The organism is Mycobacterium sp. NPDC050041 (genome assembly GCF_049541695.1).
Lineage (GTDB): Bacteria > Actinomycetota > Actinomycetes > Mycobacteriales > Mycobacteriaceae > Mycobacterium.
The window spans coordinates 34196-54013 of sequence record NZ_JBMVDG010000010.1 but is presented as its reverse complement, the minus strand read 5'-3'; the positions used below and the strand labels follow the sequence as shown (position 1 = coordinate 54013).

At 69.4% G+C, this 19818-nt stretch carries 21 protein-coding genes; 12 read left to right on the top strand and 9 right to left on the bottom strand.

Translation table 11 applies throughout. The annotated features are described in order from the left end of the window. Positions 1 to 6: 6 nt before the first annotated feature. The 4 genes from ACPCHZ_RS24720 to ACPCHZ_RS24705 all read left to right on the top strand — a co-directional run bounded on the left by ACPCHZ_RS24720 (position 7) and on the right by ACPCHZ_RS24705 (position 3059). Positions 7 to 2004 (top strand): phosphotransferase, encoded by a 1998-nt coding sequence (locus ACPCHZ_RS24720; protein WP_423487175.1) that lies wholly within the window; start codon positions 7 to 9, stop codon positions 2002 to 2004. Positions 2005 to 2085: 81 nt separating this feature from the next. Beyond that, entirely contained in the window at positions 2086 to 2415 is a 330-nt protein-coding gene (locus ACPCHZ_RS24715) for a YnfA family protein (protein ID WP_423487174.1), read from the top strand. A 59-nt stretch (positions 2416 to 2474) separates the two neighbouring features. Next, a complete protein-coding gene (locus ACPCHZ_RS24710) occupies positions 2475 to 2684 on the top strand; it encodes a DUF2945 domain-containing protein (protein ID WP_423487173.1) in 210 nt (69 codons plus the stop codon). Positions 2685 to 2687: 3 nt separating this feature from the next. After that, positions 2688 to 3059, top strand: coding sequence for a DUF3140 domain-containing protein (locus ACPCHZ_RS24705; RefSeq protein WP_423487172.1), 372 nt, complete (start codon positions 2688 to 2690; stop codon positions 3057 to 3059). On the opposite strand, the gene ACPCHZ_RS24700 is transcribed toward ACPCHZ_RS24705, so the two are convergent. Together ACPCHZ_RS24700 and ACPCHZ_RS24695 are read right to left on the bottom strand one after the other, a co-directional pair. After that, entirely contained in the window at positions 3046 to 3936 is an 891-nt protein-coding gene (locus tag ACPCHZ_RS24700) for an SCO6745 family protein (protein ID WP_423487171.1), read from the bottom strand. The genes ACPCHZ_RS24705 and ACPCHZ_RS24700 overlap by 14 nt on opposite strands. A gap of 8 nt (positions 3937 to 3944) precedes the next feature. After that, positions 3945 to 4649: a FadR/GntR family transcriptional regulator gene (locus tag ACPCHZ_RS24695; protein WP_423487170.1), complete on the bottom strand. Its 705-nt coding sequence runs from the start codon at positions 4647 to 4649 to the stop codon at positions 3945 to 3947. A gap of 124 nt (positions 4650 to 4773) precedes the next feature. On the opposite strand from ACPCHZ_RS24695, the gene ACPCHZ_RS24690 reads away from it, so the two are divergent. Then, entirely contained in the window at positions 4774 to 5286 is a 513-nt protein-coding gene (locus ACPCHZ_RS24690) for a gluconokinase (protein ID WP_423487169.1), read from the top strand. Then, on the top strand, positions 5283 to 6758 hold the full coding sequence (locus tag ACPCHZ_RS24685) for a GntP family permease (RefSeq protein ID WP_423487168.1): 1476 nt from the start codon (positions 5283 to 5285) through the stop codon (positions 6756 to 6758). Before ACPCHZ_RS24690 ends, ACPCHZ_RS24685 begins: the two co-directional genes overlap by 4 nt. Before the next feature lie 28 nt (positions 6759 to 6786). Here ACPCHZ_RS24685 and ACPCHZ_RS24680 read toward each other — a convergent pair whose 3' ends face one another. The 4 genes from ACPCHZ_RS24680 to ACPCHZ_RS24665 form a co-directional block, all read right to left on the bottom strand. Continuing rightward, on the bottom strand, positions 6787 to 7260 hold the full coding sequence (locus ACPCHZ_RS24680; protein WP_423487167.1) for an RDD family protein: 474 nt from the start codon (positions 7258 to 7260) through the stop codon (positions 6787 to 6789). Positions 7261 to 7358: 98 nt separating this feature from the next. Beyond that, on the bottom strand, positions 7359 to 8333 hold the full coding sequence (locus tag ACPCHZ_RS24675) for a DoxX family protein (RefSeq protein WP_423487166.1): 975 nt from the start codon (positions 8331 to 8333) through the stop codon (positions 7359 to 7361). A 46-nt stretch (positions 8334 to 8379) separates the two neighbouring features. Next, positions 8380 to 8883: a DUF6328 family protein gene (locus ACPCHZ_RS24670; RefSeq protein WP_423487165.1), complete on the bottom strand. Its 504-nt coding sequence runs from the start codon at positions 8881 to 8883 to the stop codon at positions 8380 to 8382. A gap of 49 nt (positions 8884 to 8932) precedes the next feature. Further along, a complete protein-coding gene (locus ACPCHZ_RS24665; protein ID WP_423487164.1) occupies positions 8933 to 9484 on the bottom strand; it encodes a dihydrofolate reductase family protein in 552 nt (183 codons plus the stop codon). Between the two features lie 83 nt (positions 9485 to 9567). Here ACPCHZ_RS24665 and ACPCHZ_RS24660 point away from each other — a divergent pair, with 83 nt between their 5' ends. Beyond that, entirely contained in the window at positions 9568 to 10965 is a 1398-nt protein-coding gene (locus ACPCHZ_RS24660; RefSeq protein WP_423487163.1) for a xylulokinase, read from the top strand. Between the two features lie 35 nt (positions 10966 to 11000). Here the strand turns inward: ACPCHZ_RS24660 and ACPCHZ_RS24655 are convergent, their stop codons facing one another. Continuing rightward, positions 11001 to 11918 carry a LysR family transcriptional regulator gene (locus ACPCHZ_RS24655; RefSeq protein WP_423487162.1) on the bottom strand — a complete coding sequence of 306 codons (918 nt, stop codon included), beginning with the start codon at positions 11916 to 11918 and terminating at the stop codon, positions 11001 to 11003. A 53-nt stretch (positions 11919 to 11971) separates the two neighbouring features. On the opposite strand from ACPCHZ_RS24655, the gene ACPCHZ_RS24650 reads away from it, so the two are divergent. Both ACPCHZ_RS24650 and ACPCHZ_RS24645 read left to right on the top strand, forming a co-directional pair. After that, complete coding sequence (locus ACPCHZ_RS24650; protein WP_423487281.1) at positions 11972 to 12814, top strand: acyl-CoA thioesterase domain-containing protein; 843 nt, start codon at positions 11972 to 11974, stop codon at positions 12812 to 12814. A 42-nt stretch (positions 12815 to 12856) separates the two neighbouring features. Beyond that, entirely contained in the window at positions 12857 to 14353 is a 1497-nt protein-coding gene (locus ACPCHZ_RS24645; RefSeq protein ID WP_423487161.1) for an FGGY-family carbohydrate kinase, read from the top strand. Here the strand turns inward: ACPCHZ_RS24645 and ACPCHZ_RS24640 are convergent. Beyond that, positions 14338 to 15129, bottom strand: a complete 792-nt coding sequence (locus ACPCHZ_RS24640; protein WP_423487160.1) for an SDR family NAD(P)-dependent oxidoreductase — start codon at positions 15127 to 15129, stop codon at positions 14338 to 14340. The two genes, ACPCHZ_RS24645 and ACPCHZ_RS24640, sit on opposite strands and share 16 nt — an antisense overlap. Positions 15130 to 15158: 29 nt before the next feature. After that, on the bottom strand, positions 15159 to 16184 hold the full coding sequence (locus ACPCHZ_RS24635) for a sugar-binding transcriptional regulator (RefSeq protein ID WP_423487159.1): 1026 nt from the start codon (positions 16182 to 16184) through the stop codon (positions 15159 to 15161). A gap of 127 nt (positions 16185 to 16311) precedes the next feature. Here ACPCHZ_RS24635 and eltD point away from each other — a divergent pair, with 127 nt between their 5' ends. Genes eltD through ACPCHZ_RS24620 form a run of 3 tightly spaced genes read left to right on the top strand, consistent with a single transcriptional unit; the run spans position 16312 to position 19816 of the window. Next, positions 16312 to 17400, top strand: coding sequence for an erythritol/L-threitol dehyrogenase (eltD, locus tag ACPCHZ_RS24630; RefSeq protein WP_423487158.1), 1089 nt, complete (start codon positions 16312 to 16314; stop codon positions 17398 to 17400). 20 nt (positions 17401 to 17420) lie between these two features. Beyond that, positions 17421 to 18845: an extracellular solute-binding protein gene (locus tag ACPCHZ_RS24625; protein ID WP_423487157.1), complete on the top strand. Its 1425-nt coding sequence runs from the start codon at positions 17421 to 17423 to the stop codon at positions 18843 to 18845. A gap of 14 nt (positions 18846 to 18859) precedes the next feature. Beyond that, positions 18860 to 19816 (top strand): carbohydrate ABC transporter permease, encoded by a 957-nt coding sequence (locus ACPCHZ_RS24620; protein WP_423487156.1) that lies wholly within the window; start codon positions 18860 to 18862, stop codon positions 19814 to 19816. Positions 19817 to 19818: the final 2 nt, after the last annotated feature.

Here is a 19818-nt window from a genome sequence, read left to right as displayed (position 1 = left end):
CATCCGGTGGACGCACGTGACGACCTGGTGATCGAACGGCCGGCCGACCTGACCGCCGACTGGCTGACCACGGCGATCGGCGCGGGGCGCGTCGCCGACTTCTCCTTCGAACGTATCGGCACCGGCCAGATGAGCGAGTGCTATCGCGTCGCGCTGCGGTACGCCGACGATGCGACCACCGGCCCGGAGTCGGTGGTCCTCAAGGTCGCCGCCACCGACGCCAACAGCAGGCAGACCGGACTGGCGATGGGACTCTACGAACGCGAGGTGCGGTTCTACACCGACATCGCCCCGCGACTCGGCGGCCCGGTCGCGCCCTGCCACCACGCCGCCTACGACCCCGCGAACGGGACGTTCCACCTCGTCCTCGGCGACGCCGCACCCGCCGTCGTGGGCGACGAGATCCGCGGCGCCACAATAGAACAGGCGACCCTCGCGCTGACCGAACTGGGCCGGGTGCACGGACCGCTGCTCGGTGATCCCGCCCTGGCCGACGCGGACTGGCTCAACCGGGAGTCGCCGTTGAACCAGGGCCTGATCGCGGTGTTGTGGGCCGGCTTCGCCGAGCGGTACGCCGACTCGATCGCACCCGAACACCGCGAGGTGTGCGAGCGGCTGGTGGCGAGCTTCGACGCCTACCTCGCCGAAGAGGCCGCCGCGCAACGCATCGCGGGGCTGGTGCACGGTGACTACCGGCTCGACAACATGCTGTTCGGTCAGGCAGGCGCCGACCGCCCGTTGACGGTGGTGGACTGGCAGACCGTCACGTGGGGCCCGGCCTTCACCGACGTGGCCTACTTCCTGGGGTGCGCGCTGTCGGAGTCGGGGCGCCGCGACCACTACGACGACCTGCTGCGGGCGTACCACGAGGCGCTCGGCCCGCAGTCGCCGGTCGGCCTCGACGGTGTGCGGGACGGCGTCCGGCGACAGAGCTTCTTCGGCGTGATGATGGCGATCGTGTCGTCGATGCTCGTCGAGCGCACCGACCGCGGCGACCGGATGTTCATGACCATGCTCGCCCGGCACTGCTCCCATGTGCTCGACACCGGCGCGCTCGACGTGCTCCCGTCGGCGCAGCCGCCCGAAGCCTTGCAGCCCTCGGCCGACGACGAGGGCGCGCACCACCCGGGCGACGAGGAATTGTGGAACGAGAGCTGGTATTTCGACTTCGCCGACGCCGGCCAGGGCATCGGCGGCTGGGTCAGGGTCGGCCTGTACCCGAATCGGCGCACGGCCTGGCTCAACGCGCTGATCTGCGGGCCCGACATGCCGACCGTCGCCGTACTCGACTTCGAGGCGCCACTGCCCGATGACCCGTTCCTGGCCTGCGGTGACGGTGCCGAGATCACCATGGCGGCCGACGATCCGCTGCGCAGCTTCCGGGTGACCGTGCGGGGCAGTGGCCAGGCGTTCGACGACGCCGGCGCGCTGCTCGACGGCGCGCAGGGGCGTCCGGCCGAGTTGACGATGGACCTCACCTGGACCACCGTCGGCACGCCCTACCAGTACCGCATCACCCCTCGTTACGAGATCGCCTGCACGGTGTCGGGTTCGGTCACCGCCGACGGTCGGAGCGTGACGCTGCGCGACACACCCGGGCAGCGCGACCACTCATGGGGCGTGCGCGACTGGTGGTCGATGGACTGGGTCTGGAGTGCGCTGCACCTCGACGACGGCACCCATCTGCACGGCGTCGATCTGCGCATCCCGGGGGCACCGCCGCTGAGCGTCGGTTACGTCCAACCGGCGGGAGCGCCGCTGCAGGAGACGGCGACGGTGACCGCGCAGGCGACGTTCGCCGAGAACGGCCTGCCCGTCACCACCAGGCTGACGATGTCGCCCGGCGACGTGGACGCGACGGTCGACCTGCGCGGTTTCGCGCCGGTGCGGCTGACCGCCGACGACGGCCGCGTCAGCCACTTCCCGCGCGCCTGGGCGGCCGTCACGCTCTCCGACGGTCGCACCGGCGTGGGCTGGCTGGAGTGGAACCGCAACCTCGGCTAGCGCTGGCCGAGCGTGCGTGTCTGCGGCCCGACACGCCGTCAATCACCGACAAACGTGCACGCTCGCGGCAGGCTGACGGGCATGGTCGTGGCCAAGTCGGTGATGTTGTTCGTGCTCGCGGCGCTGCTGGAGATCGGCGGCGCCTGGCTGGTCTGGCAGGGCGTACGGGAACACCGCGGCTGGTGGTGGGTCGGATTCGGGGTGATCGCCCTCGGCGCCTACGGATTCGTCGCGGCCTTCCAGCCCGACGCCCAGTTCGGCAGGGTACTGGCCGCCTACGGCGGTGTGTTCATCGCCGGCTCGCTGGCGTGGGGGATGGTCGCCGACGGCTTTCGCCCGGACCGGTGGGACATCACGGGCGCGGTGGTGAGCCTGATCGGCGTCGGCGTGATCATGTACGCGCCGCGCTGAATTGTGACGGATTGCGGACACCGCGAATGACGGCAGGGCCGACGGGTACCCGCCGATGCATGAGCAAAGACTTCAAGAAGGGCGACAAGGTCAGCTGGCAGAGCCACGGCAGCACCGCCGAGGGCACCGTTCAAGAGAAGATCACCTCGGAAAAAGAGGCCGCCGGCCGCAAGGTCAAGGCGTCCGAGGACGAGCCGCAGTATCGGGTCAAGAGCGAGAAGAGCGGTAACGACGCCGTCCACAAGCCGGACGCACTGAAGAAGAAGTGACCGATGGCCGAGAGTGACACCACGCGGGACGACACCAAGCAGGACGAAGACCACAAGCAGACGTGGGACGAATTCCGCGACGTCGTCAACATGACCGCGTCGGAGCTGCAGAAGTGGCTGGACTCCGATGATTCGAAGTCGGTGGGCCAGAAGTCCGGCGGCGGCGAGTCCACCGGCCACGAGAGCGGCAGGCACATCGTCAAGATCCTCGAGGCCAAGAAATCCGACCTGTCCGACGACGACTACGCCCACATGCGCAAGGTCGTCGGTTACGCCAGACGCCATCTGGCGCAACGGCCATCAGGCGACATCGAAGACTCGGCGTGGCGCTACTCGCTGAAGAATTGGGGCCACGACCCCGTCAAGAAGTCCTGAGTCCGGCGCTGTCGTCGTCGAGGTCGTTGCGGTTGAGGCCCATCGGGGTGGCCTGGGGCAGATCGCCGCCCGCCACTACGGCACGGGCGAGTGGTGTCAGCGTCTGGAACAGCAACTCCACCTCGTCGTCGGTGAGGCCGTCGAGCGCCGACAGCGCCAGCGCGTCGGTGGTGTCCTCGATGTGCTGCTTGAGCGCCCGGCCGGCGTCGGTGAGCCCACCGTCGTCGAGCAGGCCGCGGCCGGCGAGTCGGCTCTGGTGCTCGGCCCACTGCTGCTCGTCGTAATCCCTACTGCGCATGATCATCTCGGCGGGCACTTTGCCCGCGGCGGCGTGCAGCACATTGCACTCGCGGCCGCTGATGCCCGCGGCGGCGAGCACCGCGACGTGTGCATCACCCCGGTGTTCGCGCAGCAGCGTCACCGCGTGCCACAACCGCGCCAAAGGATCGGTGGGCCAGTCCAACGACAGGTTGGCGGCGAACAGCGGCCGGCCGTCGACCGGCGCCGCGACGGCTGCCTTGGCCGCGAGTTCGGCTGCGGTGCGCAGGCCGTCGTCGTCGACCAGGCCGTAGCGGCGCAGCGCCACGACGGCCGACTCCTCACGCGCGCGCAGCGCCTCGGCAGGGCCGGCCACCTCCCAGGCCGCGGGCAGCGCCTTGGCCACCCGCGCGGGCGCGAAGTTGTAGAACACGGCGGTCACCACTTCTGCGGGAACCGGGCCCAGTGGCGCCGAGCGGGCGGCGAAGTACCCCATCCAGAAACCGCGGTAACCGAGCGCGTCCATCGCGGTCCGTGCCTCCGGGGCGAAGTACGTGACGGCATGCACCGGCTCGAACCGGTCGAAGAAGCGGCGCGCGAGATTCGGTTGTCTGCCCACCATGGCAGTTAACCACTGCCGGTGAACTCCTCGGCCACCGCGGATGCCGCCTCGTCGATGATGGCGCGCATCGCGCGTTCGGCCTCCGCCGCATCGCTCATCCGGATCGCCCGGGCGACGTCGTCGTGCAGTGCCACGGCGGCCGGATTCGGGGTCTCGGGCATCATCCCGTGCTGGGTCCGGCCGGACAGCACCGCGGCGACCACCCCGGTCAGCGCCCGGAACATCTCGTTTCCGCTGGCGTCCAACAGCGTCTGGTGGAACACCAGGTCCGCGGACAGATAGGCGTCCAGGTCACCGGCGCGGCCGTGCACCAGCATGTCCGACGCGGCGGCGGCCATCACGCGGCACTGGTGCGGATCGGCGCGCCGGGCGGCCAGGGCGGCGGCCGCGGGTTCGAAGCCGCGGCGCAGCTCGGACAGCGACTGCAACTGGGCGACGCGGTCGCCTGCGTCGAGGCGCCAGCGAATCACGTTCGGGTCGAACACGTTCCAGCTCGCCGACGGCTGCACCGTGATGCCCACCCGGCGGCGAGACTCCACCATGCCCATCGATTCCAGCACCCGGATGGCCTCGCGGGCGACGCTGCGCGACACACCGTGCTCGGCGCCGACGCCGTCGAGCGTGAGGACCTGACCGGCTGGGTACTTCCCGGACACGATCCGGGTGCCCAGCGCGGTGAGCAGTCCGCCGACGCGAGTGGCCACGGTCACACTTACATAGTGTCATACGTTTGCTGGCGCGGTTATGGACCCATCATCCCAACTTCGATCTTGCAAAAGTCTTACCATTGGTGCAGTCTGTGTGACGTCAACCACAACTGGGTAGGTGGAGGGTATGGCGTCACCAGTAGTCGTCATGGGCGTGTCAGGATCCGGGAAGTCGACCGTCGGTGCGGCGCTCGCCCAGCGCCTGCGGGTGCCGTTCGCCGATGCGGACGACTTCCATCCGCCGGCCAACATCGCCAAGATGACCGCGGGTCACCCGCTCGACGACGACGACCGCCATCCGTGGCTCGAGGCCATCGGCATCTGGCTGGCAGGGCATCCCACGGGCGGGGTGATGAGCTGCTCGGCGCTCAAGCGCCGATACCGTGACCAGCTCCGCCGGCACTGCGCCGACGTCGAGTTCCTGCACCTGAGTGGGGCGCTGGAGGTCATCTCCCGCCGACAGGCCAGCAGGCCTGGCCACTTCATGCCGGCGTCGCTAATGGCCTCCCAGTTCGAGACGCTCGAGCCGCTGGAGCCCGACGAGCGCGGCGTCTCCATCAACGTCGACCAGGACATCGATTCGATCATCGACTCGTATGTCACGTTGATCGATCCCGCCACCGAAGAGGAGACCCGATGACCACGGCACTGACCCTGCTGGCCGCCGATGCGGAGCTGGCCGAACCCGTCGCGTCCGGCTGGCAACTGGTGGTCGCGGCGCTGGCCGGTATCGCGGTCATCGTCGTGCTGATCACGCTGCTGAAACTGCACCCGTTCCTCGCACTGATCTTCGGCGCGCTGACGGTGGGGCTCGTGGCGGGGGTGAACATCGCCGACGTGCTCGACTCCTTCGCCGACGGATTCGGTTCCACCGCAGCCGGTGTCGGCATCCTCATCGCGTTGGGTGCGATGTTCGCGAAATTGCTGGCCGACTCCGGAGGCGCCGACGAAATCGTCGACACCATCGTCGGGCACGCCTCGCCGCGCGCACTGCCGTGGGCGATGGCACTCGTCGGGTCGATCATCGGCCTGCCGATGTTCTTCGAGATCGGCCTCGTGCTGCTGATGCCGGTGATCTACCTGGTGGCCAAGCGTTCGGGCCTGTCGCTGATCACCGTCGGCATCCCCGCCCTCGCCGGGCTGTCCGCGATGCACGGCCTGGTTCCGCCGCACCCGGGTCCGCTGACCGCCATCGAGTACCTGGGCGCCGACCTCGGTATGACGCTGGCACTCGGTGTCGCCGTGGCCATCCCGACGGTCATCGTCGCCGGGCCGCTGTTCGGCAAGCTGGCCGGCCGCTGGGTCGTGCTCGACGTGCCCGACCGCTTCGACGCCGACGACTTCGACGGCAACGGCAGTGGAAAAGGCGCAGCCGCAGGGGAAGTGGGCGACGGCACGCAGACACTGACCGCCACCGAGGCCGGACTCCGTACCGAACGGCGCAGGCCGTCGTTCGGCATCACGATCTTCAGCGTGCTGCTGCCCGTCGCGTTGATGATGGGCAAGGCACTCGTCGACATCTTCATCGACGACGAGAGCAACCTCGCGCGGCAGACGTTCGACATCCTGGGCCGGCCGCTGATGGCGCTGCTGATCGCCGTCATCGTCGGCATCTTCACCCTTGGCAAGAGTTCCGGCATGACCCGCGAGCAGATCACCAAGTGCATCGAGTCGTCGCTGCCGCCGGTCGCAGGCATCATCCTGATCGTCGCCGCAGGCGGTGGGTTCAAGCAGGTGCTGGTCGACACCGGCATCGGCACCAAGCTCGCCGAATGGGCCACGGCCGCCAACGTATCGGTGATCCTGCTGGCCTGGGTGCTGGCCGTACTGATCCGGCTGGCGACCGGCTCCGCGACCGTGGCCACGATCACCGCGTCGTCTCTGATGCTGGGACTCGTCGAGGGTCTGAGCTCCGGTGAGGTCTCGCTGGTCGTCCTCGCGGTCGGTGCCGGCTCGGTGTTCTTCAGCCACGTCAACGACGCGGGCTTCTGGCTGGTGAAGGAGTACTTCGGGATGTCGGTCGGTCAGACCATCAAGTCGTGGTCGCTGATGGAGACCGTGCTGTCGGTGACCGGCCTGGTGTTCGTGCTGCTGATGGGAATCTTCATCTGAGCATGCGCCGACCCGCGGGCGCAGGCCGTCAGCCCTTGATGACCTGCGTCCCGCCGGCCAGCTCGTCGTGCTTGCCCTGCTTGGTCGGGCTGCTGTTGATGGTCACCGCGATGACGATCATCGCCACGAACGCCAGCAAGCCGCCCACCAGCGGGATGATGGTGAGAACGGTGAACGCGTTGCGGATCGCGGCTTCGCGGGCGGTCGGCGTCGGGGCGCCGCCTGCGCCACGCACGTGCAGGCCGAGCAGCTTCTTGCCCGGGGTCCAGCCCTGGGTCATCTCGAACACGAAGAAGTAGAGGAACATCGGCACGCCGGTGAAGAGCCCCGACGCCCAGAAGCTCGACATGGTGTCGGTCAGCACGATGAGCAAACCGGAGACGATCCCGACGAGAATGCCGTCGATCAGCCGGGCGAGGAACCGCGGCAGCAACGCGCCGGGCGCACCCGCTCCGGGCGAGCCGTAGGAACCGGACGGGGAACCGTACTCGCCTGAAGTCATCGCATTCACTCCTGATCAGGATGGGTGGATGCGAATGTACCGCCCGAGCGGGCGCCGGGAAGGGGCGACGGCCGCTCGGGCGGTGACGGATTTCGGTGTCAGCGCAGGCGCTTCTGCTGCTTGTTGAGTTCCTTGCGGGTCTTCTTCAGTTCCTTGCGGGTGGCGCCGGCGATGTCTTCGGCCCGGTAGCGGGCGGCGTCGGCGACGGCCGCACTGCGCTTGGCGGCCGCGTCGGCGAGCTCCGGAGCCCGGTCGCGTGCGAGCTCGGCCCAGTCATAACCGCGTTCCCGCGCCACCTCGGCGAGTTCGGCGCTGCGCTTGCTCGCGACGTCGGCCAGTTCGGCGCTGCGCTTGCTCGCGACGTCGGCCAGTTCGGCGCCGCGCTTGCTCGCGACGTCGGCGAGCTCGGCGCCGCGCTCCCGGGCCACATCGGCCCACTCGGCGCCACGCTTGCCCGCGACCTCGGCGAACTCGGCGCCGCGCTCACGGGCGATCTGTGCCAGCTCGCGACCGCGCTCGGCGCCGACCTGCAGGCCGTGGCCGACCTTGTCGGCCAGTTCGCTGTCGGTCAGCGAGTTGCCCGCGGCCGCACCCACCGGAAGTGCGGAGGTGACCGCGACGGAGACCTTGCGTGCAGCGCGGCGGCCCCGCCAGCCCAGTGACGGCCTGCCCTCGGTGTCGACGGCGGCGATGATCAGGCCGCCGATGAGGCTGATGTCGGTGAGGAACGCGCGACGCTCGTCGGCCTTGCGGCCCGGCTCGGTCTCGGTCCAGAACGCGTGGGCGCCGAGGCTTCCCGGCACCACGCTCAGGGCGAGTGCGGCCGAGGCGAACCGCGGCAGCTTGCCCGTCGCCAGCAGCAGGCCGCCGCCGATCTGCACGGCTGCGGTGACCTTGGCGACCGTCTCGGCGTCGGACGGAACATTGGGGCCGACCGGATCCGGCAGCTTGCTCAGGCCGTCGAGCGTCGGTCGGGCGGCGTCGGCGGCGGGCTTGGGGCTCCGCAGCGCATCAACGCCGCGCCCGATGAAAACGGCAGACAACATGGGGCGCGCGACTCGTCGAATCAACATGGCCCGGGGGTTCCCACGGCATCCGCTTCACAAACCCTGATCTGCCTCAATAGGACGTGTCGGTCTTGCGTCGTCCCCACAGCGGCAGCGCGAACCAGAAGGTGTTCAACGCCAGCAACGTGGCGGCACCGGCGATCCACGCCCCGGTGCGCCCCGCGACGGTGTCGAAGATGACGACGGCTACTCCGGTGAGTGCGGCGCCCAGCAGCAGCAGGCCCCAGATCGCGTATCGGTGCGAGGCGGAGACCAGCGCCTGCATCCGGTGCCGTCGGAACAGCAACCGGTGCATCCCGACCGGCGCCACCAGCAACACCGTGGCGCCCACCGAACAGGCCACGGTGATCAGGTACACCATCTGCATCACCGCGTCGAGCTGAGGAAACCGGGCCTGGAACGGCAGCGTGAGCAGGAAGCCCGTCAGCAGTTGCACCCCGGTCTGCGCCACGCGCAGCTCCTGCAGCAGGCTCGACCAGTTGCGGTCCAGCCGCTGCGCCTCGGTCTCGTCGCGATCGTCATCCCATCGCCCGGCGCCCGGGTGCTCGACGTCCACACCGGCCATTCTCGCAGCAGGGTCATCGGAGCACCCGGCTTCGGCGAAGTCAGCAGGCGCCGTACTTCAGCAATGTGACGCCGGAGGCGAAGGTGCGTGCCGGCTCGAGCACCGAGAGCCGCGGGAGCGCAGTGCCGTCGGGGAACAGCGGCCGCCCGCGGCCCTGCACGGCGGGGTAGACCGACAACCGGAACTCGTCGACCGATCCGGCCGCGATGAGCAGATGGGTGAGCGTGATGCTGCCGGTGACCACGATGTCGCGGCCGGGTCGGGACTTCAGCTCTGCCACCTCGGCGACCGGATCTCCGCGCAGCACGGTCGAGTTCGCCCAGCCGGGGTCCGTCATCGTCGACGACACCACATACTTGGCGACCTTGTTGAGATAGTCGGTGATGCCGGTGCTGTCCTCGGACTGCGCGGGCCAGTACTCCCGGAAATCCTCGAACGTCCGCCGGCCGAGCAGCAGGGCATCGGACTGCCGGTCCTGGCGGTGCGTCTCTTCGAGCAGTTCGTCGTCCTGGACCTCAGGATCGAACCAGTCGTCGAGCATCTCGATCGATCCGTCCAGCGTCACGTTCTGGGTGATGACGAGTTTTCGCATGCCGATACCGACTCGCGCAGCGGTCCGGAATCATCGGCGGTGCTGACTAGGCTGTCGAGACGACCCGAGTCGAGGAGGTGGCGGTGACGCTCGTTGCGGGGTTCGACTCGTCGACGCAGTCCTGCAAGTTGGTGATTTGCGACGCCGAGACCGGCGAGGTGGTGCGCGCGGCGTCGTCGCCGCATCCCGAGGGCACCGAGGTCGACCCGCAGCTGTGGTGGTCGGCGCTGCAGGCCACCGTCAGCGCCGCGGGCGGCCTCGACGACGTCGCCGCCGTCGCCGTCGGCGCGCAACAGCACGGCATGGTCTGTCTCGACCGGCACGGTTCGGTGGTACGAGATGCATTGCTGTGGAACGACACCCGGTCCGCCTCGGCCGCCGCGGATCTGGTCGGCGAACTCGGCGGCGGCGCCGCGTGGGCCGACCGGATCGGTGTCGTCCCGGTCGCCTCGATCACCGCGGCGAAATTGCGCTGGCTGGCCGATGACGAACCGGCCAACGCCGACGCGACGGCGGCGGTGTGTCTGCCGCACGACTGGCTGACGTGGCGGCTGTCCGGCTCCACCGACATCTCCGACCTGCGCACCGACCGCAGCGATGCCAGCGGCACCGGATACTTCTCGGCGGAACGTGACGCCTACGACGACGGGCTGCTGGAGCTGGCGACGCGGGGCCGCCGTCCGTCGCTGCCGACCGTGCTCGGACCCCACGACGAGGCCGGCCGCACGCCGGCGGGCGCGGTGCTCGGGCCCGGAGCGGGGGACAACGCCGCCGCCGCGTTCGGACTCGGAGCCCAGCCGGGCGACTGCGTGATCTCGCTGGGAACGTCGGGGGTGGTCAGCGCGGTCGGCCACACCGCACCCCACGACGCGGAAGGCATCGTCGCCGGATTCGCCGATGCCACCGGCCGTCAGCTGCCCCTGGTGTGCACACTCAACGGCGCACCCGTGCTGGCCGCGGTGGCCGCCATGCTGCGGGTGGATTTCGACGAGCTCGATCGGCTGGCACTGTCGGCGCTGCCCGGGGCCGAGGGCCTGACCCTGGTGCCCTACCTCGACGGGGAGCGCTCGCCGAACCTGCCCGAGTCCGCGGGCGCCGTGCAGGGGGTGACGACCCGCAACCTCACCTCCGCCAACATGGCACGGGCGGCGGTCGAGGGCCTGCTGGCGTCGATGGCCTACTGCATCGACAAGATCGCGGCGCAGGGTGTGGCGGTGGAGCGCATCATCCTGGTGGGCGGCGGGGCCCGATCCGGGGCCGTGCGCAAGATCGCCCCCGCGATCTGGGGCAGGCCCGTCCACGTCCCGACCCCGGGGGAGTACGTGGCGCTCGGCGCCGCGCGGCAGGCGGCGTGGACGCTGTCCGCCGGCGGGGAGCCACCGGAATGGTCCTTCGGCATCACGGCGTCCTACACCGCCGACGCCACCCCTGCCGTGCTGGACCAGTACCGCGCCGCGCAGCCGCTGACGCTCGGCCAGTGACGTAAGCGGTTGCGAGACAGGGTCTCCGAATTCGCTCAGTGGCGGGCCGCCGGCCTCGGCCACGATTCGGCGGGCACCGGATGGCCGTGCGGCCGCAACCGGTCGAGCACCAGCCGCAGCGGCGGCCAGGTGGAGCGGCCGCGCCGCGTGACCGCGAAGGCGGTGAGCATGACGGCGGGTTCGGTCAGCGGCAGCACCCGCACGCCGGGCCCCGTCGGCCGGTGCACGGGCAGCAGTCCGACACCGTAGCCGGTCCTGATCAGGTCCTCGACGAGTTCGAGGCTGTCGATCTGGTGAGCGATCGTCGGGGTGAACCCGGCCAGCGACGCCAGCGTGCGGACAGCGTCCTCGTCGGCGGTGTTGCGGGAGTTGACGATCCAGCGGCGATCCGCGAAGTCGCGGAGGTCGGCGGTGTCACTGGGGTCGTCCTCGGGCACCCCGAGGCCCCACGGTGTGGTCCACAGCGGAACCGCCTCGAGCACAGCGTCCGGTGATGCCGGCGCGAGGTCGTACTCGTAGGTCAGCGCCAGGTCGAGGTCGTCGTCGGCGAGCAGGCGGAACGCCTCGATCGGTTCGTATTCGCTGATCACCACCTCGACCTGGGGGTGGCTGCGGGAGAGTTCGTCGAGGATCGGCAGCAGTGAGACCCGGATCCCGGTGGCGAACCCGCCGACGCGCAGCGTGCCTGCCGGGTCGGCCTCGGGGTCGAGGTCGAGCCGCGCGGCGTCGACCGCAGCCAGGATCGTCACGGCGTGGTCGGCCAGCCGCCGTCCGGCCGGGGTCAGCCGGACGCGCCGGCCGTCGGGCTCGATGAGCCGGGTATCGGTGTCCCGGGCCAGCGCGGCCAACTGCTGCGACACCGTCGATGTGGTCAGGCCGTGCGCGTCGGCGACCGCGCGCATCGAGCCGAGCCGCGACAGCGCCAGCAGCAGGTGCAGGCGGCGGGTGTCCACAGTCTCGATTGTCCGTGATCGCCGCATCGTGTGTCCAGCACCGTCCGGCGATGATGAACGATGCGCGTCTGTGCGAAGATGCCCCGGTGACCCGACCCGCGCACTTCACGCAGCTCGACAAGGATCGCTTCCAGCCGACGCGGTTCGCGCAAAGTCATTGGGGCGCCGACCATCTCAACGGGCCGGCCGTCGTCGGACTCGCCGCCCGTGCACTCGAGACCCATTTCGGGTCGCCGGAGTTCATGCCGGCCCGGCTCACCGTCGACCTGTTCCGCGCCGCACGGGGAGTGCCGACCGAGACCGTCACCCGGCTGGTGCGCGACGGCAGGCGGGTGCGCAACGTGGAGTGCGAGATCGTGCAGGGCGATCTGACGGTGGCCCGCGCGACGCTGGTGCAGTATCGGCGCGGCGCGAATCCCCGCGGCGAGGAGTGGACCGCGACAATCGGTTTCGAACCACCCGCCGACCTGGACGAGGGCCGGCCGATCAACATCGGCAGCGACGGGGTGGGTTGGTCCCATGCGATCGTCGACCACCAGAACGCCACCCGCAAGCGCACCGTCAACCGCACTGCCGACGTCGTCGAGGGGACGGAGAACACGCCGTTCGTCCTGGCGGCCATGGTGGCTGAGGGCGCGAGCCTGGTGACCAATCTCGGCACCGCCGGTATCGGCTACATCAACGGCGACCTCACCGTGGCGCTGGCCCGGTTGCCGGTCGACGACTGGGTGGGAGTGCAGGCCGACGCGCACTGGGCCCACGACGGCGTCGCGGTCGGCACGGCCACCCTGTTCGACCACCTCGGACCGTTCGGCACGGGGATGGTGACCGCGATCGGCAATCCCGACGCGCAGATCGACTTCTCCGACGATCCGTTCCCGGCACGCACCCACTGATCGGCCCACGCCCGGGCAGGCCCACCGCGTAGGGTCGGCACCGTGGATCTGCTGCTCGGAATCGACATGGGCACGGGAAGCACCAAGGGCGTGCTGGTCGACGCCGAGGGTTCGGTGATCGCGTCGGAGACGATCACCCATGCGATGAGCCTGCCGCGCCCGGGATGGGCCGAGGTCGACGCCGAGGCGCTGTGGTGGCGCGAGGTCTGCCAGATCAGCACCGCGCTGATGGCGCAACTGCCCGCCGGCGCCGCGGTGGCCGGCATGTGCGTCAGCGGTGTCGGACCGTGCCTGGTGCTGTGCGACGGCGACCTGCGGCCGCTGCGCCCCGCGATCCTGTACGGCATCGACACCCGCGCCACCGATGAAATCGCCTCGCTGACGGCAGAATTCGGCGAGGATGCGATCCTCGAGCGGGCCGGAACGCTGCTGTCGAGCCAGGCCGTCGGGCCCAAGCTGGAGTGGGTCCGCCGGCACGAGCCGGAGGTCTTCGAACGCGCCACCGGCTGGTACGGGTCGAACTCCTACATCGCGGCCAAGCTCACCGGCGAGTACGTCATGGACCACCACACCGCCAGCCAGTGCGATCCGCTCTACGCCACCCGGGACTTCGCCTGGAACGACGAATGGGCGCGCCGGATCTGCGGGCATCTGCCGCTGCCGCGGCTGGTGTGGCCGAGCGACGTGGTGGGCCGGGTGACCCCGGCGGCGGCCGAGGCCACCGGCGTGCCCGCGGGCACACCTGTGGCGGCAGGCACGGTCGACGCCTACTCCGAGGCCTTCTCGGTCGGGGTCCGGCGGCCGGGCGACCAGATGCTGATGTACGGGTCGACGATGTTCCTGGTGCAGATCATCGACACCTATCACAGCGACCCGGCGCTGTGGACCACAGCCGGTGTCGAACCCGGCACCCTCGCGCTGGCCGCGGGGACGTCGACGGCGGGCAGCCTCATAGGGTGGCTGCAGAACGTCACCGGCGGTGCGAGTTTCGACGATCTGATGGCCGAGGCGCGCAGCGTGCCGCCGGGCAGCGACGGCCTGCTGATCCTGCCCTACCTCGCCGGAGAGCGCACGCCGGTGTTCGACCCGCAGGCCCGCGGGGTGGTCGCCGGCCTCACGCTGAGGCACGGTCGCGGTCACCTGTTTCGTGCGGCCTACGAGGGCATCTCGTTCGGTATCCGGCAGATCTTGGAACGATTCGACGACGCCCATTCGGCGGCGCGCACGGTGGCGGTCGGCGGTGGCCTGCGGAGTCCGGTCTGGGCGCAGACGCTCTCCGACATCACCGGCCGCCCGCAGCTGGTTCCCGAGCAGGCGATCGGCGCGAGTTACGGTGATGCGCTGCTCGCCGCGATCGGCGTCGGCCTGGTGCCGCCGAGCACCGACTGGGCCAGGATCGCCAGGGAGATCGAACCCGATCCGGCCAACCGGGCCCGCTACGACGACCTCTACGAAACGTGGCGGGAGCTGTACCCCGCCACCCGCGAGCAGGTGCACCGGCTGGCGGCAGCCGAGCAGGGCGGTCAGCCCATCGTGTAGCCGCCGTCGAGCGGAAGGTCGACTCCGTTGACCATGCTCGCGGCATCGGAGGCGAGCCACACCACCGCGTCGGAGACCTCGTGCGGGACGGCGAACCGGCCCAACGGGATACGGGCGAGCATCGGAGCCGCCTTGGCCTCCTCGCCCCACACCCGCTGCCCCATCTCGGTGAGCACCACCGTGGGGCACACCGAGTTGGCCCGGATGCCGTGCGGGCCGAGTTCGCGGGCGAGCACCTTGGTCGCCATGACGAGTCCCGCCTTCGACGCGCAGTACGCGTAGTGGTCGGGCAGCGGCGCCAGCGCGGCGGCGGAGGCGACGGTGATGATCGCGCCGCCGGTGCCCTGCCGGACCATCGCCGCACCGACGGCGGCGGCCAGCAGCGCAGGCGCCCGCAGATTGACGGCGATGGTGGCGTCGAACAGCGCGGGATCGGTGTCGACGGCCGGCTGGGGGTGCGAGATCCCGGCGTTGTTGACGAGCACGTCGAGACCGCCGAACGCGTCGGCGGCGACGTCAGCGAGCATGTCCGGTCCCTGCGGGTGCGCGAGATCGACTGCGGCGGTGCGTACCTGGGCGCCGTAGCGCTCCGCGAGTGCGGTGCGTGCGGCATCGAGTTCACCCTCGTCGCGTCCGCTGAGCACCAGATCGGCACCTGCGGCGGCGAAGGCCCGGGCGATGTCGGCGCCGATGCCCTTGGTCGCGCCGGTGATCAGGGCGCGTTTGCCGTCCAGGCGTAGCACCCCGGAATAGCGCGCATCGGCGGTCGTGGTCACGGGATTCCTTTCACCAGGGCGGGCGTCCGTCAGGCGTCACGGTCGACGGCGTCGAGGATCGCCGCGGCCGTCGCCGGATCGGTGACGAGTTGATTGAAGTAGCCGCCACGGGCGCCGGCGATGATCGACTCGACCTTGTCCGGCCCGACGGCCACCGCGATGGTGACCGGGATGTGGCGCAGCGCATCCAGTTCCACGGCGATCAACCGGTCGCTGCCGTCGAAGTCGACCGGTTCGCCGTCGCGGTCGTAGAACCGGGAGCAGACGTCGCCGACCGCGGCGCGCAGCGAGGTCGAGCGGGTGGGCACGAAGCGGGGGATGTCCGATCGCATCAGCGGTGGCGCCCCGACGCCCATGAGCGCGCACCGGGCCTGCGGCCACAGATGCAGCACCCGCTGGATGCTCGGGTCGTTGAGCAGCGACGGGTACAGGTCCGCACCCGGAAGCGCCGGGGCGAAAAGGTAATTCGGCCTGCCGTTGACGCGGTTGGCCACCAGCCGGGTGATCTCGTTGGTCTGGTACCACTCCTCGGGCTGGTCGTTGCCGCCCACTGTCGGCGCGACGAGGACGCCGGGCAGTGCGTGCATCTCGTACTGCGCCACCTCGTAGACGGTGCGTCCCGACGACACCAGCAGGACGTCGCCCGGCAGCAGGCCCGCCGCGCCGAGGGCACGCCCGACGGCGGGTGCCAGTGCGGCGCCCATCACGTCGACGATGGTCCGCCCCGGTCCCGGATTCTGCAGGGGGTGGCTGAGGAACACCCTCGTCAGCGCCAGGGCGCGCATCAGCCGGTCACTCAGATCGCCGGTGGCGACTTCGGCGGGTGGGACGACCTCGATGCGCACGATGCCGCGCCGTTTGGCTTCGGCCAGAAGGCGACTCACCGTCGCGCGACTGGTGCCGAGCTGGGCGGCGACGTCCGCCTGGGTGGCGTCCTCGGTGTAGTAGAGCTTGGCGGCCGTGTACAGCAGGGACGACGAGAAGTGGCCGGCATCGGCGTCGGCGGCAGCGCCGTCGACACCGGCCGGGCTGACGGGCTGTGCGGGCCGGGGCACGCACCGAGTATGCCATTGACCCGCAGCTTGAACACCTGTTCCTGAACAAATTCTCTTTGAACAAGTGTTCTGGACATATGTGCATAGGTTGGTTAGTGTGACTGCAACCACATCCCGAGGAGCCGCGATGACCGCACAGATTCCCGAGAAGATGCAGGCAGTGGTGTGCCACGGCCCGCACGACTACCGACTCGAGGAAGTCGCCGTGCCGCAGCGCGGTCCCGGGGAAGCGCTCATCCGGGTCGAGGCGGTGGGCATCTGTGCCAGCGACCTGAAGTGCTACCACGGCGCAGCCAAGTTCTGGGGTGACGAGAACCGGCCGGCCTGGGCCGAGACCATGGTGATCCCGGGACACGAATTCGTCGGCCGGGTGGTCGAACTCGACGACGAGGCCGCGCAGCAATGGGGGATCGCGGTCGGCGACCGGGTGGTCTCCGAGCAGATCGTGCCGTGCTGGGAGTGCCGGTTCTGCAAGCGCGGCCAGTACCACATGTGTCAGCCGCACGATCTCTACGGCTTCAAGCGCCGCACGCCCGGGGCGATGGCCAGCTACATGGTGTATCCCGCGGAAGCGCTGGTGCACAAGGTGTCCGGCGACGTCGCTCCCGCGCACGCCGCGTTCGCCGAGCCGCTGTCGTGCGCTCTGCACGCCGTCGAGCGCGCGCAGATCACCTTCGAGGACACCGTGGTGGTCGCCGGCTGCGGCCCGATCGGCCTCGGCATGGTCGCCGGCGCACGCGCCAAGAACCCGATGCGGGTGATCGCGCTCGACATGGCGCCGGAGAAGCTGGAACTGGCGACCCGCTGTGGCGCCGACCTGACCGTCAACATCGCCGAGCAGGACGCCGAGCAGATCGTGAAGGACCTCACCGACGGCTACGGCGCGGACGTCTACCTCGAGGGGACCGGCCACACCTCCGCGGTGCCGCAGGGCCTGAACCTGCTGCGCAAGCTCGGCCGCTACGTCGAGTACGGCGTCTTCGGCAGCGACGTCACCGTCGACTGGAGCATCATCAGCGACGACAAGGAACTCGACGTCCTCGGCGCTCACCTCGGCCCGTACTGCTGGCCGGCCGCCATCAAGATGATCGAGTCCGGTGTGCTGCCGATGGATCAGATCTGCACTCACCAACTGCCGCTCACCGATTTCCAGAAGGGTCTGGACCTGGTGGCCAGCGGCAAGGAGTCCGTCAAGGTCTCGTTGATCCCGGCCTGATCGAGCGAAGGACCGAAGACATGAGTCGATTCAATCCCTCGGGTCCGCGGATGACGCGGCGGGACATGTTGACCGCGATGGGCATCGCCGGAGCCGCCGCAGCGAGCCTGCCGCTGTTGTCGGCCTGCGGCGTGGGCGGCAAGGCCGGTGCGCCGAACGGGGCATCGGAGATCAGCGGCGGGTTCGACTGGCGCAAGGCGGCGGGCTCGACGATCAACATCCTGCAGACCCCGCACCCCTACCAGCTGTCGTATCAGCCGCTGCTGCAGGAGTTCACCGAACTCACCGGCATCAACGTCAACGTCGACCTGGTGCCCGAAGCCGATTACTTCACCAAGTTGAACACCGAACTCGCCGGCGGCTCGGGCAAGCACGACGCGTTCATGCTCGGCGCGTACTTCATCTGGCAGTACGGCCCACCCGGCTGGATCGAAGACCTCGATCCCTGGCTGAAGAACAGCTCGGCCACCAGCGCGGAGTACGACTTCGAGGACATCTTCGACGGCCTGCGCACGTCGACCCGGTGGGACTTCACCCTCGGCAACCCGCTGGGCACCGGTGGGCAGTGGGCGATCCCGTGGGGTTTCGAGAACAACGTGGTGGCCTACAACAAGCGGGTCTTCGACGAGAAGGGCATCAAGAAGCTGCCCGACAACCTCGACGACTTCATCCAGCTCGCCGTCGACCTCACCGACCGCTCGGAGAACCGGTACGGCCTGTCAACCCGCGGATCCAAGTCGTGGGCGACCATCCATCCCGGCTTCATGACGCAGTACACCCGCCAGGGTGCGGTGGACTACACGTTCAACGGGTCCGAACTGGTCGCCGAGATGGACAGCGACAAGGCCATCGACTTCACCGAGAAGTGGATAGACCTGCAGCACCGGGCGGGTCCGACGTCGTGGACCACCTACGACTACCCCAACGCCACCGGCGATCTCGGCGACGGCAAGGCGATGATGGTGTTCGACGCCGACAGCGCCACCTACCCGAAGAACAAGCCGGGGGCGAGCAAGGAGGCGGGCAACATCGCCTGGTACGCCGGACCCGCAGGGCCCGACGGCAACTACAAGACGAATCTCTGGACGTGGAGCTGGGCGATGAGCTCGGCGTCGCGGAACAAGCTGCCCGCCTGGCTGTTCATCCAGTGGGCCACCGGCAAGGAGTCGATGAACAAGGCCGTCCAGGGCGGCACCTACGCCGATCCGGTGCGCAAGTCGGTGTTCGACAGCACCTTCAAGCGGGTGGCCGCCGACCAGTTCGGCTACCTCGAGGCGTTCGAGACGGTGATCGGGGAGTCGAAGATCCAGTTCACCCCGCAGAAGAAGTTCTTCGACACCACGCAGAGCTGGGCGGTGGCGCTCCAGGACATCTACGGCGGCGACGACGCGGCCACCCGGCTGCGCAGCCTCGCCAAGACCAACACCTCCAAGGTCAACCTCTAGGAGCCGTGGCGCACATGACAACTCAGACCCCCAAGGCACCGGAGACGTCGTCGGAGCAGCCGGCGCGTGCTCCGGGGCGCGACCTGCCCGAGGTGCCGACCTGGCGCCGCAGGCTGCGGCCGTACCTGCTCTCGATCCCGGCCCTGGTCATCGTCATCGGGATCCTCTACCCGTTCGCCGTCGGCGCGTACTACGCCTTCCTCAACTACGCCGCGGTCAACCCCGACCCGCACTTCGTCTGGTTCCAGAACTTCGCCTCGGTGCTCGGCGACCAGGTGTTCTGGCGCAGCGTGCAGGTGACCGCGATCTTCGCGGTGCTCGCCACGGCCATCGAGACGGTGCTCGGTGTCGGGTTGGCGCTGCTGCTCAACCGGTCGTCGATCATCGGCAAGATCTTCGAGAAGGTGCTGATCCTGCCGCTGATGATCGCCCCGGTGATCGCGGGCGTCATCTGGAAGCTGATGTTCAACCCGCAGTTCGGCATCCTCAACCATGTTCTGGGGCTGGGCAACACCTTCGACTGGCTGTCGGCGGGCAACGCGCTGTTCTCGGTCATCCTGGTCGACATCTGGATCTTCACCCCGTTCGTGGCGATCCTCGTGCTGGCGGGCATCCGGTCACTGCCCAGAGAGCCGTTCGAGGCGTCCGAGGTCGACGGCGCGAACTGGTTCTACATGTTCCGCAAGCTGATGCTGCCAATGCTGTGGCCCTACATCCTGGTGGCCGTCATCTTCCGGTTCATGGACAACCTCAAGGTGTTCGACCACATCTACGTGCTCACGGCGGGCGGTCCGGGGGTGGCCACCCGCACCCTGCAGATCGGCGCGTTCGAGGACTCGATCATCAACCTCGACTACTCCCGCGGCAGCACCTACATGCTGCTGCTCTGGATCATCGTGTTCATCACCGCGCGCTACCTGGTGAGCGTGCTCGGCAAGGCGCAGCGTCGTGCTGCCGGAGCGGAGTCCTGAGA